The 12,989-nt window shown below is 64.1% G+C and carries 14 protein-coding genes; 1 reads left to right on the forward strand and 13 read right to left on the reverse strand.

Annotation, left to right across the window (positions count from 1 at the left end; all coding sequences use genetic code 11):
• Positions 1–35 precede the first annotated feature (35 nt).
• The 10 genes from phnD to phnG form a co-directional block, all read right to left on the reverse strand.
• Positions 36–944: a phosphonate ABC transporter substrate-binding protein gene (gene phnD / locus EN824_RS13155; protein WP_135932380.1), complete on the reverse strand. Its 909-nt coding sequence runs from the start codon at positions 942–944 to the stop codon at positions 36–38.
• A 110-nt stretch (positions 945–1,054) separates the two neighbouring features.
• Positions 1,055–1,912, reverse strand: a complete 858-nt coding sequence (gene phnC / locus EN824_RS13160) for a phosphonate ABC transporter ATP-binding protein (protein WP_127277888.1) — start codon at positions 1,910–1,912, stop codon at positions 1,055–1,057.
• A 129-nt stretch (positions 1,913–2,041) separates the two neighbouring features.
• A complete protein-coding gene (locus tag EN824_RS13165; RefSeq protein ID WP_135932381.1) occupies positions 2,042–2,752 on the reverse strand; it encodes a DUF1868 domain-containing protein in 711 nt (236 codons plus the stop codon).
• 146 nt (positions 2,753–2,898) lie between these two features.
• The gene (locus EN824_RS13170) at positions 2,899–3,516 is read right to left on the reverse strand and encodes a DapH/DapD/GlmU-related protein (RefSeq protein ID WP_127277886.1); all 618 of its coding nucleotides are present in this window, start codon (positions 3,514–3,516) and stop codon (positions 2,899–2,901) included.
• Positions 3,513–4,220 carry a phosphonate C-P lyase system protein PhnL gene (gene phnL / locus EN824_RS13175; protein ID WP_127277885.1) on the reverse strand — a complete coding sequence of 236 codons (708 nt, stop codon included), beginning with the start codon at positions 4,218–4,220 and terminating at the stop codon, positions 3,513–3,515. The genes EN824_RS13170 and phnL overlap by 4 nt, the downstream gene beginning before the upstream one ends.
• A gap of 319 nt (positions 4,221–4,539) precedes the next feature.
• On the reverse strand, positions 4,540–5,316 hold the full coding sequence (gene phnK, locus EN824_RS13180; protein WP_135914961.1) for a phosphonate C-P lyase system protein PhnK: 777 nt from the start codon (positions 5,314–5,316) through the stop codon (positions 4,540–4,542).
• Positions 5,313–6,224: an alpha-D-ribose 1-methylphosphonate 5-phosphate C-P-lyase PhnJ gene (locus EN824_RS13185; protein WP_135865813.1), complete on the reverse strand. Its 912-nt coding sequence runs from the start codon at positions 6,222–6,224 to the stop codon at positions 5,313–5,315. Before EN824_RS13185 ends, phnK begins: the two co-directional genes overlap by 4 nt.
• Positions 6,221–7,333, reverse strand: coding sequence for a carbon-phosphorus lyase complex subunit PhnI (locus EN824_RS13190; protein WP_127279890.1), 1,113 nt, complete (start codon positions 7,331–7,333; stop codon positions 6,221–6,223). Before EN824_RS13190 ends, EN824_RS13185 begins: the two co-directional genes overlap by 4 nt.
• Before the next feature lie 2 nt (positions 7,334–7,335).
• Entirely contained in the window at positions 7,336–7,947 is a 612-nt protein-coding gene (gene phnH, locus EN824_RS13195; protein ID WP_127279889.1) for a phosphonate C-P lyase system protein PhnH, read from the reverse strand.
• A complete protein-coding gene (gene phnG, locus EN824_RS13200; protein ID WP_127279888.1) occupies positions 7,947–8,408 on the reverse strand; it encodes a phosphonate C-P lyase system protein PhnG in 462 nt (153 codons plus the stop codon). The genes phnH and phnG overlap by 1 nt, the downstream gene beginning before the upstream one ends.
• A gap of 110 nt (positions 8,409–8,518) precedes the next feature.
• On the opposite strand from phnG, the gene phnF reads away from it, so the two are divergent.
• Positions 8,519–9,268 carry a phosphonate metabolism transcriptional regulator PhnF gene (gene phnF, locus EN824_RS13205; RefSeq protein WP_127279887.1) on the forward strand — a complete coding sequence of 250 codons (750 nt, stop codon included), beginning with the start codon at positions 8,519–8,521 and terminating at the stop codon, positions 9,266–9,268.
• Positions 9,269–9,276: 8 nt separating this feature from the next.
• Here the strand turns inward: phnF and EN824_RS13210 are convergent, their stop codons facing one another.
• From EN824_RS13210 to EN824_RS13220, 3 genes are all read right to left on the reverse strand, one after another.
• Complete coding sequence (locus tag EN824_RS13210; protein ID WP_127279886.1) at positions 9,277–10,293, reverse strand: zinc-binding alcohol dehydrogenase family protein; 1,017 nt, start codon at positions 10,291–10,293, stop codon at positions 9,277–9,279.
• Positions 10,294–10,370: 77 nt separating this feature from the next.
• Complete coding sequence (locus tag EN824_RS13215; RefSeq protein ID WP_027144667.1) at positions 10,371–11,339, reverse strand: ABC transporter permease; 969 nt, start codon at positions 11,337–11,339, stop codon at positions 10,371–10,373.
• The gene (locus EN824_RS13220; RefSeq protein WP_135932382.1) at positions 11,336–12,889 is read right to left on the reverse strand and encodes a sugar ABC transporter ATP-binding protein; all 1,554 of its coding nucleotides are present in this window, start codon (positions 12,887–12,889) and stop codon (positions 11,336–11,338) included. The genes EN824_RS13215 and EN824_RS13220 overlap by 4 nt, the downstream gene beginning before the upstream one ends.
• Positions 12,890–12,989 lie beyond the last annotated feature (100 nt).

Genomic DNA, 12,989 nt, shown 5'->3' on the forward strand with positions numbered 1-12,989 from the left:
CGGTGTTTTGAACACCGCCCCTTCCGATTTCACCGTTAGCCGCCGATGGCTGCCTTACGGGCTTCGACGATGACGTTGTAGAAGTCGGGCTTCACCGGAACGTAGCCGGTAAAATCGCCGCCTTCGACGCCTTCGAAGCAAGCCTTGTCCTTCTTGGGCAGATCAGTGAAGAAGGCGGTCAGCTTGGCGGTCATGTCGTCGCCGAGCGCGGTGCGCACGACCAGCGGGCCGTTCGGGATCAGGCCCGAGCGCCAGACTTCGACGAAGTCGTTGGGGTCGACGGCGCCCTTGGCGACTTCCTTGTGGAAAGTGCCGGAGGTGTAGCCGTTCTTGAAGTCGCCGATGCCCGAGGAATCGTCAACCGCGACGTCGACCTTGCCATCACGCACGGCCAGAACGTTGTTTTCGTGGCCGCCATTGAACTGGGTCGAAGCGAAGAAGGTCTCGTTCGAAGCGCCGGTGTCCTTCGGAATCTGGGTCAGCGGGATCAAATAGCCGGAAGTCGAATCCGGATCGGCATAGCCAAGCTTCTTGTCCTTGGCCGACTTGATGTCGGTGATCCCCGAGGTCTTCAGCGCCAGGCCGATCGAATAATAGCCGGTGGCGCCGTCGGTCTGTTTGGTGGTGAGGATCGGGGTGACGGCTTTCGGGTCCTTCAGGACAACGCTGGCATAGCCGGAGGCGCCGAGTTCGGCGAAGTCGAGCGTGCCGCCGAGCAGGCCGTGGATGACGCCGTCATAGTCGGCGGCGGGAAACAGCGAAACCTTCTCGAAGCCGAACTCGGTCTTCAGGTGGTCGGCCAGGCACTGGTAGTTGCGCAGCCGGTCGGTTTCGTTTTCGCCGCCGAGAATGCCGACGCGAAATTCCTTCATGTCGGCGGCGTGGGCAATGCTGGTGGCCATGGCGAGCACCGAAACGGCGCCGAAAACCATCTTCCTGAACATTGATGTCTCTCCTGTAAGTTCCGGCCCCGCGCCGGCAGCGTTCTTGATCTTGACAAGTGCCCTTGACGCGGGCGGACGATCCAGGCGCTCGCTACTGGCCCGTAACGGGCTCAGTATCCCGGGAATGCGGGTTCGAGCGGTCCGGCGGATGCGGCGATTTTCTGCTTGAAGGCAGCGCTGGTGGAGGTGATGGTCTCCGATATCTCGCCGCCATTGCTGTCGGCGCCGTAGACAAGACGCACAGCTTCGCGGTTGAGCTCTTCGGGCGGCCCGTCGAAGACGACCTTGCCGGCGGCCATGCCGATGATGCGGTTGCAATAGGTGCGGGCGGTATCGAGCGTATGAAGATTGGTGACGACGGTTATGCCTTCGCGCAGATTGATGTCCTGCAACGAATCCATCACCACCTTGGCATTGAGCGGGTCGAGCGAGGCGATCGGCTCGTCGGCCAGGATCACCCTGGGCTGCTGCATCATGGCGCGGGCGATGGCGACCCGCTGCTGCTGTCCGCCCGACAGGGTGCCGGCGGGCTGAAGTGCGGTGCGGGCGATGTCGAGCCGCTCGAGCGCGGCGACCGCTTCCGCGCACTCGGCGCGCGAAAACATGCCGAGAAGGTTGGACAGGGTCGAACGGTGGTTCAATTTGCCGAGCAGTACGTTGGTCAGCACGTCGAGGCGCGGCACCAGGTTGAATTGCTGGAAGATCATGGCGCAGTCGCGCTGCCAGCGGCGCAGCGGCGACCCGCGCAACCGGGAAACCTCGGCGCCGTCAAAAAAAATCGACCCCTGGCTGGGGTCGACAAGACGGTTGATCATGCGAAGCAGAGTTGATTTGCCCGCGCCCGAACGACCAATGACACCAACCATCTGCCCCTGCGGGATCGAGATGTTGACGTCGCTGACGGCGGTGTTCTTGCCAAATCGTCGGCTGACACCGCGGATTTCGAGCGTGGCAGAGCTTGCTGACATGGGCTGGTTCCAGTCCGGTCCATATTGATCGTCAGGCACTCGCCTAACGCAGCCACATGAACCTGCCATGTCGCCAGCATGTCAGTTTTGTTACGCTCCACAGATACGACGGCCGCGTCCTGCTGGCGATCAGCCGAGCACCAGCAATTCCTCGAAATGCTTCATGTCGCGGAATGCGCAGAAGGCGGGCGGCTTGATCTCGATCACCGGGGCCTCCCGGCCGAAAAGCGCCAGGCTCTCATCGAACAGCGCCTGCCAGGCAGCAGCCCTGTCGTCGGCGAGACGCTGGATCTGATAGGCGAAGGTGATGTGGAAGACGTAGGCGTCATGGTCGGGGTGCCGGTAGCCGAACGGCACAGCCAGTGCATCGCGCCATGCACGCATGATGCGCACATCCTCGTCGGTCGCGCCGGCAACGGTGAGGCCGCTCGGCACGATCTCGACCACCTTGATATTGAACGGGCCGGCGCCCTCGAAACCTCTCAGGCGCTCCAGATAGAGGCGGGTCATGGCGTCGATGCCGGTGTCGAGCGGAACGTCGCGCGGCCAGAAGGGCAAGCGGCGGCGATATTCGATGATGCCCTGGAACAGCGTCATGTGCAGGCTGGAAACCGGCGTGAAGGCGAGGCGGTCGGCGTCCGGCATCGCCATCATCCGATCGCGCACAGCAAGCACAACGGCTTCCGATGGTGAGCCGATGACCAGATGGCTGACGACGGTATTGCCGGGTTCGATCAGGAAATTGCCGGAAGTGTCATAACGCGTGCCGAGATGTGTCGGCGGCATCGGATTGGAGCCGGCAAAGAATCCAGCGAGCGAGGGTCTGACAGTGTGGGGCATGGAGATCTCCTTGGGAGATGGCGTCCTGTCCGAGTCCTGTGTCAGGGATATGAACAGGACCGCCATATGACGATGATGTGAGCGGCTATGTCTCTTCACCTGACACAATTCCAGGAAAACCGGTTCTCCCTTTTCCTGGAATTGTCCTATCCCTCGTACTTCTCCAGGAACGCCTCGGCGGACAGTTCGCGGAAATCGTCGAGCGAGGCTCGCAGCCTGGCATGGTCCCAATCCCACCAGGCAAGCGCCTGGTAGCGTTCGGCGGTGCGGCGGTCGAAGCGCTCGCGGATCGGTTTGGCCGGCACGCCGGCGACGATGGTGTAGGGCGCGACGTCCCTGGAGACGACCGCTCCGGCGCCAACGGCGGCACCGTCGCCGACGGTCACGCCAGGCAGGACGGTCGAGCCGTGGCCGAGCCAGGTGTCGTGGCCGATGTTGACGCGCTTGGCGCGACGTTCAGCGAAGAATTCGCTCTCATGCTCGGCGTCATCCCAATAGTCCGACGCGCGGTAGGTGAAGTGGTGCAGCGTCGGCCGCCAGGTCGGATGGTTGGTGGCGTTGAGGCGCACGCTTGCCGCGATGTTGGCAAACTTGCCGATGGTCGCGCACCAGACGGCGCAGTCCTGCATCATGTAGGAATAGTCGCCGAGTTCGCTTTCCGACACCCGGCTGCGGTCGGCGATCTCGGTCCAGCGGCCGAGCGTCGAGTTGTGCACCTCCGCTGAGGGGTGGACCAGCGGCGTCTCCGACAATTTCCTGGTCATGCGGCGAGTTTTCCCGGGGCGAAGGCGGTGACGTCGATGATGCGGTCGGCCACCGCCTCGCGCACATCGTGGTCGTGGAAGATGCCGAGCAGGGCAACGCCGGCCAGCTTCTTGGCGGCGATGAGTTCGATCACCACGTCGCGGTTGGTGGCGTCGAGCGATGCGGTCGGCTCGTCGAGCAGCAGGATCGGATGCTCGGTGATGAAGCCGCGCGCGATGTTGACGCGCTGCTGCTCGCCGCCGGAGAAGGTTGCCGGCGGCAGCATCCAGAGTTTTTCCGGCAGGTTGAGCTGGGCCAGCAAGGCGCGGGCCTTGGCTCGGGCGGCCTCGCGCTGCTCGCCGCGTTCGACCAGCGGCTCGGCGACGACATCGAGAGCCGAGACGCGCGGCACGGTGCGCAGGAACTGGCTGACATAGCCGATCGTTTGCCGGCGAACGGAAAGCACGGTGCGCGGGCTGGCATGGGCGAGATCGATCAACCCGTCCTCGTGCGTGACGATGATCTGGCCTTCGTCGACGGCGTAGTTGCCGTAGAGCATCTTCAGGATTGAGCTCTTGCCGGCACCGGAGGGGCCGCCGAGCACGGTGCATTCTCCCGCCTTGATGGAGAAGGAGACGCCGGAGACGACAGGCAGTTTGATGCCGTCGCGCAGATGCATGGTGAAGCTCTTGGCGACGTCGGAGACAACGAGAGGAGTCGGCATCAGAAGGTTCTCCAATTGTCGTAGGTCGGCGGGAGGATACGGCTCTTTCTCCCCGTCACTATACGGGGAGAAATGTCCGGCAGGACAATGAGGGGCAGCGCCGAGGTCCGGTTGAGAAGTTGCTTTGGGCAGGGCGAGGCTAACGGGACAGCATAAGCGTCCACAGCGCGCGTTCCCGCCACGTCAGCGTCGCCCCTCATCGCCCTGCCGGGCACTTCTCCCCGTATAGTGACGGGGTGAAGGGGCCGTGTCGGGCGGTTTCGCCAATCTCCAACGTTGCAAAATGCGCTTGGCAGATGGGGGTGACCTGGTGCCATCGTCACACCTGAAGTATCGAGGAAACGAGCAATTGCGTGTAGGGCGCGCGCGGATCGTCGAGCACACGGTCGGTGAGGCCGCTTTCGACCACGCGGCCGTCCTTCATCACCATCATGCGCTGTGACAGAAGCCGCGCCACGGCAAGGTCGTGGGTGACGACGATCGCGGCAAGACCAAGGTCGGTGACCAGACCGCGCAGGAGATCAAGCAGGCGGGCCTGCACGGAAACATCGAGGCCGCCGGTCGGCTCGTCCATGAACACCAGCCGTGGCCCGGTGACGAGATTGCGGGCGATCTGCAGGCGCTGGCGCATGCCGCCGGAAAAGGCGCGGGGTTCGTCGTCGATGCGGTCTTCCTCGATCTCGACGCGCGACAGCCAGTCGACCGCAGTGGCGCGGATCTTGCCGTAATGGCGGTCTCCGACCGCCATCAGACGCTCGCCGACATTGGCGCCGGCCGAAACCGTCATGCGCAGGCCATCGGCGGGGTTCTGATGGACAAAGCCCCAGTCGGTGCGCATCAGGAAGCGGCGCTCGGCCTCGCTCATGCGGTAGAGTTCGCGGAACTGGCCGTCACGCATGCGGTAGCTGGCGGTGCCGGAGGAAGGCAGCAGCCGCGTCGACAGGCAGTTGAGCAGCGTGGTCTTGCCGGAACCGGACTCGCCGACGACAGCCAGGACTTCGCTGGGCCACAGGTCGAAGGAGACGTTGTCGCAGCCAACGCGCGAGCCGTAGAATTTGGAGAGCGCCGAGACGCGCAACAGCGGTTCGTCGGTCATTGGGCCGGCTCCATGTTTGCTGGCGCCAGATGGGTCTCGGGGGCAAGGTGGCCGCGATGGCCCTCTTCGCGCCTCTTCTCGCAGTGGTCGGTGTCGGAGCAGACGAACATGTGGCCGCCATGGTCGTCGAGGATGACCTCGTCGAGATAGACGTTCTCGGCCGCACAGAGCGCACAGGGCTGGTCGAAAGTCTGCACCTCAAACGGATGGTCCTCGAAGTCGAGGCTCACCACATCGGTGAAGGGAGGCACCGCGTAGATGCGCTTTTCGCGGCCGGCGCCGAACAGCTGCAAGGCCGGCGAGCGGTGCATTTTGGGATTGTCGAACTTCGGCGTCGGCGAGGGGTCCATGACATAACGGCCCTCGACCTTGACCGGATAGGCATAGGTGGTGGCGATGCGGCCGTGCTTGGCGATGTCCTCATAGAGCTTCACATGCATGAGGCCATACTCCTCCAGCGCATGCATCTTGCGCGTTTCGGTCTCGCGCGGCTCGAGGAAGCGCAGCGGCTCGGGAATGGGTACCTGGTAGACCAGCACCTGGCCGGCGGTCAGCGGATGCTCGGGGATGCGGTGGCGGGTCTGGATGATGCTGGCGGTGGCGGTATCGGTGGTGACAGTGACATTGGCGACCTTCTTGAAGAAGGCGCGGATCGACACAGCATTGGTGGTGTCGTCGGCGCCCTGGTCGATGACCTTCAGCACGTCGTCGGGGCCGATGATCGAGGCGGTGACCTGGACGCCGCCGGTGCCCCAACCGTAGGGCATCGGCATTTCGCGCGAGGCGAACGGCACCTGGTAGCCAGGAATGGCGATGCCCTTGAGGATCGCGCGGCGGATCATCCGCTTGGTCTGTTCGTCGAGATAGGCGAAGTTGTAGGTGGCGATGTCGGTCGGTTGCGCAGTCATTCCGCTGCCTCCTTCGTTTCTTCCGCCTTCGCTGGATTTTCGCGGGCCTCATACTCGGCGCGCATGCGGCGCACGAGGTCGAGTTCGGCCTGGAAGTCGACATAGTGCGGCAGTTTCAAATGCTCGACAAAGCCGGTCGCCTGGACATTGTCGGAATGCGAAATGACGAACTCCTCGTCCTGCGCGGCGGCGACGACGTCCTCGCCCAACTCGGAGGCGCGTAGCGCCCGGTCGCAGAGCGCCATGGCCATTGCCTTGCGCTCGCTCTGGCCGAAGACGAGACCGTAGCCGCGCGTGAATTGCGGCGGCGCCTTGGCCGAGCCCTTGAACTGGTTGACCATCTGGCATTCGGTGACCCGCACCGTGCCGAGCGGCACCGCGAAGGGCAGTTCGGGAACGTCAAGCTCCAACTCGACCTCGCCTATGCGGATCTCGCCGACAAAGGGATGGTTGCGGGCGTAGCCGCGCTGCGTGGAATAGCCGAGCGCCAGCAGGAAACCCTCGTCGCCGCGTGACAGCGCCTGCAGGCGGATGTCGCGCGCCATCGGGAATTCCAGCGGCTCGCGGGTGATGTCGCCGGGGATGTGATCCTGCGGCATCTTGCCATCGGGCTCGATCAGGCCTTCACGGGCGAGGATGGCCGAGACACGCGGCATGGGCTCGGCTTCGCGGGCGCGCTGCAAGGGCTCGGCGACATCGGCGCCGGTGGCAAGCTCGGGGTCGAGCAGGCGGTGCGTGTAGTCGAAGGTCGGGCCAAGCAGCTGGCCGCCAGGCAGGTCCTTGTAAGTCGCCGAGACGCGCCGTTCGACCAGCATCGCGCTGGTGTCGATCGGTCTGGTGTAACCGAAGCGCGGCAACGTGGTGCGGTAGGCACGCACCAGGAAAATCGCTTCGATCATGTCGCCGCGCGCCTGGACGATGGCGAGTGCGGCGAGTTCACGGTCATAGAGCGAGCCTTCGCTCATCACCCGGTCGACACCCAGCGCCAGCTGCTCGACGATCTGGTCGAGGCGGAGCGCGGGCACCGAGCGGTCACCGCGCCGGCGGTCGGCAAGCAGGCCGTGGGCGTTGGCAATGGCGGCTTCGCCACCTTTTACCGCGACATACATCTTCAAGCCTCCATCGTCTTGATGCGCGTCGTGCGCGGCAGGCAGGCTACGCCTTGCGATGTGGCGAGGACGATGTCGACGCCGCGCGGAAAGCGCTTGTTGTTTTGCTTCCACTGCTCGACGAAATGGCGCGGCATTTGTGCCGGCGCGATCGTGGCGCTGGTTTCGATGCCGGGGCCTTCGAGCAACAGCGGGGTTCCTGAAGTGAGATCGCCGACCTGCAGGATCAGCGTTGTCGATCGATCGGGATAGTCCTGCGTGCCTTGTGAGAAACCGTCGAGCGCCATCATCTCGGCCGGTGTGGCAACAAACGCGAAATGCGCGTCGGCCGGGGTGTTGGCAAGCGGCGCACCGGTGTGGAAACCAAGCCAGGAGCCGATCGCCGCGGAGGCGTGCAGGGCCGGGTCGAGCCAGAGCGGCGTGTCGTTGTCGCAGAGCGCCAGTGCAATGGCGCCTGATGTTGCCGAAAGCGGCGCCGGCGGGCGGGCCAGGCCCGGCAAGGGCTGGACGCTGCCCGGCCGCGCCATGGCGTCCATGACTGCCCGAAACACGGTCTGTGCGTTGAAGACCGGATCGGCGAAACCGCCCTCGATCGATTGTGCCGCGATATCCATCAATCTTCTCCGCGAACCATGGTGAAGAAATCCACTTTCGTCGCCGCCGTCTCGGCACGGCGTTTTTCGTGGGCAACGGTCAGAGCCGAGCGTAAGGGCGCAATGAGCCTGGTCTCGACCTCGGCGCGGCGGGCAGGGTCCTGCCAGAGCGCGTCGGCGATGGCCGCCAGCTTCGCCTTCTGCTTGTCGCGGCCAAGCGCGTAGCAATGACCGACCTGTCCGGACGGCAGCCGGACCGTGGCGCGGGTAACGGTCGCTTCGCCGACATTGAAGGGCGCGCCGCCGCCGCCGATGCGGCCACGCAGCGTGACCAGGCCGGTCTCGGGACCGCGCAGCAGCTCGGCTTGCGAAGGCAGGCCGGCCTCGTTCCAGAGCCGGACGATGTCGTCGCCGCTGGATTGCGCCAGCGTCGCCATGGCGGCTTTGCGCTCGGCCTGGTCGCGGGCTTCCTGTCCTCGCATCGGCAGCTTTCCTCTTCGCCAGATTTGTCTATTGATATAGACAACTATACAAATTATACATATTCCCTAACGCGAGTCCATGACGGGTGCGTGACAGGCGGGGGCAAAACATGATCGGGCAGCAAGCGGCCGACAGCATCGAGCGGCGCAGCGGTGTTTCACTATGGCGCCAGATCGCCGACAGGATCCTGCAAGCGATTGCCATTGGCGATTTCGCCGAAAATGCCGCGCTGCCGCCCGAAGTCGCGCTGGCCGAGCGCTACGGCGTCAACCGTCACACAGTACGCAGCGCCATATCGGCCCTCGTGCAGGAGGGCGTGCTGCGGGCCGAGCAAGGGCGCGGCACGTTCGTCTTGTCGCGCAAGCGGCTGTCCTATCCGATCGGCGCGCGTACGCGTTTCTCGGCGGGCCTGCAGGGACAGACGTCGGAACGACACATCGTGCTGCTCTCTTCATCGATCGAGCCGGCCAGCCAGCGTGTCGCCGAGGGTCTTGGCCTTGCCAGGGGCGCTGACGTGATGCGGCTGGAAACACGCGGCGAGGCCGACGGACGGTCCGTGTCGCGTGCTGCCAGCTGGTTCGATGCCAGACGCTTTGCCGGCATCGACGAGGCGATGGCGCAGACCGGTTCGATCACCGCGTCGCTCGCGCGTTTCGGCATCGACGATTATCTCAGGCAATCGACCGTGCTCTCGGCGCGCCATGCCGACGCCGCGGATCTTGCCGATCTCGATCTGCAGCCGGGCGCCATCGTGCTGGTCACGGTGGCGGTCAACGTCACGCCCGACGGCCAGCCGATCCAGTTTTCGGAGTCACGTTTTCCGGCCGAGCGGGTGGAGCTGAAGCTGTCGGCGCTGTAACGCCCCGGCTATCCGATCTCGATCACGGCCTTGATCAGGCCCGACTTTTCATGGACCCAGCGTGCGAGATCCCCTGGCGTATCGGTCAGCGTGGTCCGGTGGGTGACGAGCTTGGCCAGCGGCACGGCGCCATTGCGGATCGAGGCGGCGACATGATCGAAATCGGCGCGCAGCGCATTGCGGCTGCCGACCAGCGTCATCTCGCGCTTGTGGAACTCGGGATCGGAAAAGACGATGTCGTCCTTGACGACGCTGACCAGCACAAGCGTGCCGCCATGCGCGACATGGGCGAAGGCCGATTGCACCGAGGAGGTGTTGCCGGTGGCGTCGAAGACCACGTCGAAGCCTTCGCCACCAGTCGCGTCGCGCACCAGATCGGCAACCGGCGCTTGTGAGCCGTCAAGGACTGAGAAGCCGAGCTCGCTTGACGCGAAGCCCAGCCTTTCGCTGCTCATGTCGAGCAAGCTGACGTCGAGCCTGGCGATGCGGGCGAAGATGGCGGTGCCGAGGCCGATCGGACCGGCGCCGATGACCAGCGTGCGTGCACCGGGCTCGGAACGCGCGCGGCGCACGGCATGGGCGCCGATGGCCAGGAATTCGACGGCGGCGGCGTCGGCGAGCGACAGGCCGTTGGTGGGATAGAGGTTCTGCGTCGGCACCAGGATCTGTTCGCACATGGCGCCATCGCGATGCACGCCGAGCACTTCGATGCGCACACAGCAATTGGGCTTGCCGTGGCGGCAGGCGATGCATTTGCCGCAGGAGAGATAGGGGTTGATGATCACCGGTTCGCCGACCGCAAGACCGGCTCCTTCGCCGACTTCGACGACGGTGCCAGACACTTCGTGGCCCATGATGCGGGGGTAGGCGAGGAACGGGTGCTTGCCCTCGAAGATGTGATAGTCGGTGCCGCAGATGCCGACATGGCTGACCGCCACCAGTGCCCAGCCGGGAGGCGGCGAGCCGGGAGCGGGACGGTCTTCCAGAATGAGTTCGCCGGGCGAGCGGCAGACGACGGCTTTCATGGTTCGGTCCAATTTGGGTTTACGAAAACTCCGGCCCGTTTTGATACTGGGCCGGAGTTCGATTTTCGGTTCGTTGACTACTTGCCGCCGCGGCGGCGCAGGCCATCGAAATAGACGATGACGATGATCAGCACGCCGGTGATGACACGCTGCCAGAAGGCGTTGACGTTGAGCAGGTTGGCGCCGTTGTTGATGGTCGCCAGGATGAAGGCGCCGAGCAGTGGCCCGTGCACCGAGCCGACCGCGCCGAACAGTGAGGTGCCGCCGATCACCGACGAGGCGATCGCCTGCAGTTCCCACCCTTCGGCCTGGGTCGGGTTGCCGATGCCGATGCGCGAAGCCAAGAGCACGCCGACGAACGCCGCGCACAGACCCGACAGCGTGTAGGCCATGAAGATGGTGCGCTGGACGTTAACGCCGGACAGGCGCGAGGCCTCGGCGTTCGACCCAACCGAGAACAGATACCGGCCCCAGCGGCTGTGATGCAGGAAGACATAGGCGGGTATGCCGACCAGCAGGACCATCCAGAACAGATTAGGGACGCCGAGGAAGGAGTTGCGCGAGAATTCCTGGAAAGCATCATTGTTGATCGAAATCGAATTGCCGTTGGTCATCAAGAGGCCAATGCCGCGCAGCGACGTCAGGGTCGCCAGCGTGATGATGAAAGGCGGCAGGCCCATCTTGACGATGCCAAAACCATGGAAGAGGCCGATGGCGACGCCGACCAGCAAGGTGAGCAGGATGGCGAGGAAGACCGGGACGCCGGCGTTGATCAACATCGCGGCGATGACGGTTGCGAAGCCAACCACCGCGCCCACGGACAGATCGATGCCGCCGGTGATGATGACGAAGGTCTGGCCGACAGCCAAAATGGCGATCATCGAACCCTGGCGCAGCAGATTCGAGATGTTGTTGGCCGACGCGAAGCTCGATGTGGATAACGACAGGATGACCCACAGCAGCACCAGCAGCGCCAGCAGCGTCAGTCCGAACAGGGCGTTGTAATTGCGCTTCGGTTTTTCGGCAGGGATCGCCTCGGTGCTCATGTCTTTCCTCCCAACTTTTCTTGTTTCTCGGCGAGCGCCTGTGTGAGGATGTCCTCGTGATCGGCGGTGTGGAAGCCGTGCGTGGCCACCAGCTTGCCGCGGCGGAACACGTGCAGCGTGTCGGCCAGTTCATAGACTTCCGGCAAATAGGATGAGATCAGGATGATGCCGGCGCCCTTTGACAAGAGCGCGCTGAACAGGCGGTAGATTTCGGCCTTGGTGCCGACATCGACGCCAACCGTCGGCTCGTCGAAGATGAACAGCTTGGCGCCATGGGCCAGCCATTTGCCGATGACGATCTTCTGCTGATTGCCGCCCGAAAGGCTGGAAGCCAACGCATGGCGCGTCGGGGTCTTGATCCTGAGGCCGGCGATTTGGCGGTCGGCCTCGGCCTTCTCTTTCGCGCTCGAGATCAACAGGTTGCGGGAGATGCGCTTGTAGATCGGCAAATTGAGGTTGAGGCCAACCGGCAGGTTGAGACAAAGGCCCTGGTCGCGGCGGCTTTCCGGCGCCAGCGCCATGCCGAGCTTGATCGCGTCATGCTCGGAGTTGATCTGGACATCCTTGCCTTCCCACAGGACCTGGCCGGCCGACTTCTTGTGCCGGCCGTAGAGCGTGGTGACGAATTCGCTGCGTCCGGCGCCGATCAGGCCGTAGAGCCCGACGATCTCGCCGGCACGGACTGTCATCGACACGTTTTCGAAGCCCTTGCCCGAGAGGTTCTTGGCCTCGACGATCGCGGCACCCGGAGTGAAATGATCCTTGTGGTAGATTTGTTCGATCGAGCGGTTGATCATCAGCTTGACGAGTTCGGCGTCATTGGTCTCGCTGATGTTCCTGGTGCCGACCAGCGTGCCGTCGCGCAGCACCGAAACACGATCGGCGAGCTCGAACACTTCCTCCATGCGATGGCTGATATAGATGATCGTCACGCCCTCCGACTTCAGCCGGCGGATCAAGGTGAAGAGCTGGTCGGCCTCCTTGCGGGTCAGGTAGGCGGTCGGCTCGTCGAAGATCAGGAACTTGGTGCCGCGCACGGTGGCGCGGGCGGCCGCGATCAGCTGCTGCTGGCCGATGGTGAGGTCACCGAGCATGACATGCGCCGGTAGGTCGAAGCCGAGGCCGTTGATGATCCTCTGCGCGTCTTTGACCATGGCGCGCTGTTGCAGGAGGCCGAAGCGGGACTCCTCCTCGCCTAAGAACATGTTGGCGGCGACGGTGAGATGGCGGCACAGCACCACCTCCTGGTGGACGGCGTTAATGCCCAGCGCCATCGCCTCGTGCGGGGTGGCCAAAGCCGCCGGCTTGCCCTCCCAGATGACCTCGCCGGAGGTACGCGGCATGACGCCGGTCAGAAGTTTTATGAGGGTCGATTTGCCGGCGCCGTTCTCGCCGACAATGGCGTGGATCTCGCCCGCTTTGAAGGCAAGGTGCACCGGCTTCAGCGCATGGGTGCCGGGGTAGCGCTTTTCGAGGCCGTTGAGTTCGAGGATCGTCCTGCCCGGCTGCAGCGTAGGTGCCGGGTGCAGTTCCTGCGCCGTCGACGTCATAACAATCCTCCCAGATTGGTCTCAATCGTTGGGTACGCAGCGATGCGTCTTGAACACGCATCTTGAAGGCGGAGCCTAAAGCACGCAGGCGAATTTCCAA

This window comes from Mesorhizobium sp. M8A.F.Ca.ET.181.01.1.1, from assembly GCF_004792025.1.
Taxonomy (GTDB): Bacteria; Pseudomonadota; Alphaproteobacteria; order Rhizobiales; family Rhizobiaceae; genus Mesorhizobium.

Excerpts from the sequence above, each read along its gene's own strand:
- phnD (WP_135932380.1), bottom strand. The coding sequence starts at position 944 with ATGTTCAGGAAGATGGTTTTCGGCGCCGTTTCGGTGCTCGCCATGGCC.
- phnC (WP_127277888.1), bottom strand. The coding sequence starts at position 1,912 with ATGTCAGCAAGCTCTGCCACGCTCGAAATCCGCGGTGTCAGCCGACGA.
- EN824_RS13165 (WP_135932381.1), bottom strand. The coding sequence starts at position 2,752 with ATGCCCCACACTGTCAGACCCTCGCTCGCTGGATTCTTTGCCGGCTCC.
- EN824_RS13170 (WP_127277886.1), bottom strand. The coding sequence starts at position 3,516 with ATGACCAGGAAATTGTCGGAGACGCCGCTGGTCCACCCCTCAGCGGAG.
- phnL (WP_127277885.1), bottom strand. The coding sequence starts at position 4,220 with ATGCCGACTCCTCTCGTTGTCTCCGACGTCGCCAAGAGCTTCACCATG.
- phnK (WP_135914961.1), bottom strand. The coding sequence starts at position 5,316 with ATGACCGACGAACCGCTGTTGCGCGTCTCGGCGCTCTCCAAATTCTAC.
- EN824_RS13185 (WP_135865813.1), bottom strand. The coding sequence starts at position 6,224 with ATGACTGCGCAACCGACCGACATCGCCACCTACAACTTCGCCTATCTC.
- EN824_RS13190 (WP_127279890.1), bottom strand. The coding sequence starts at position 7,333 with ATGTATGTCGCGGTAAAAGGTGGCGAAGCCGCCATTGCCAACGCCCAC.
- phnH (WP_127279889.1), bottom strand. The coding sequence starts at position 7,947 with ATGGATATCGCGGCACAATCGATCGAGGGCGGTTTCGCCGATCCGGTC.
- phnG (WP_127279888.1), bottom strand. The coding sequence starts at position 8,408 with ATGCGAGGACAGGAAGCCCGCGACCAGGCCGAGCGCAAAGCCGCCATG.
- phnF (WP_127279887.1), top strand. The coding sequence starts at position 8,519 with ATGATCGGGCAGCAAGCGGCCGACAGCATCGAGCGGCGCAGCGGTGTT.
- EN824_RS13210 (WP_127279886.1), bottom strand. The coding sequence starts at position 10,293 with ATGAAAGCCGTCGTCTGCCGCTCGCCCGGCGAACTCATTCTGGAAGAC.
- EN824_RS13215 (WP_027144667.1), bottom strand. The coding sequence starts at position 11,339 with ATGAGCACCGAGGCGATCCCTGCCGAAAAACCGAAGCGCAATTACAAC.
- EN824_RS13220 (WP_135932382.1), bottom strand. The coding sequence starts at position 12,889 with ATGACGTCGACGGCGCAGGAACTGCACCCGGCACCTACGCTGCAGCCG.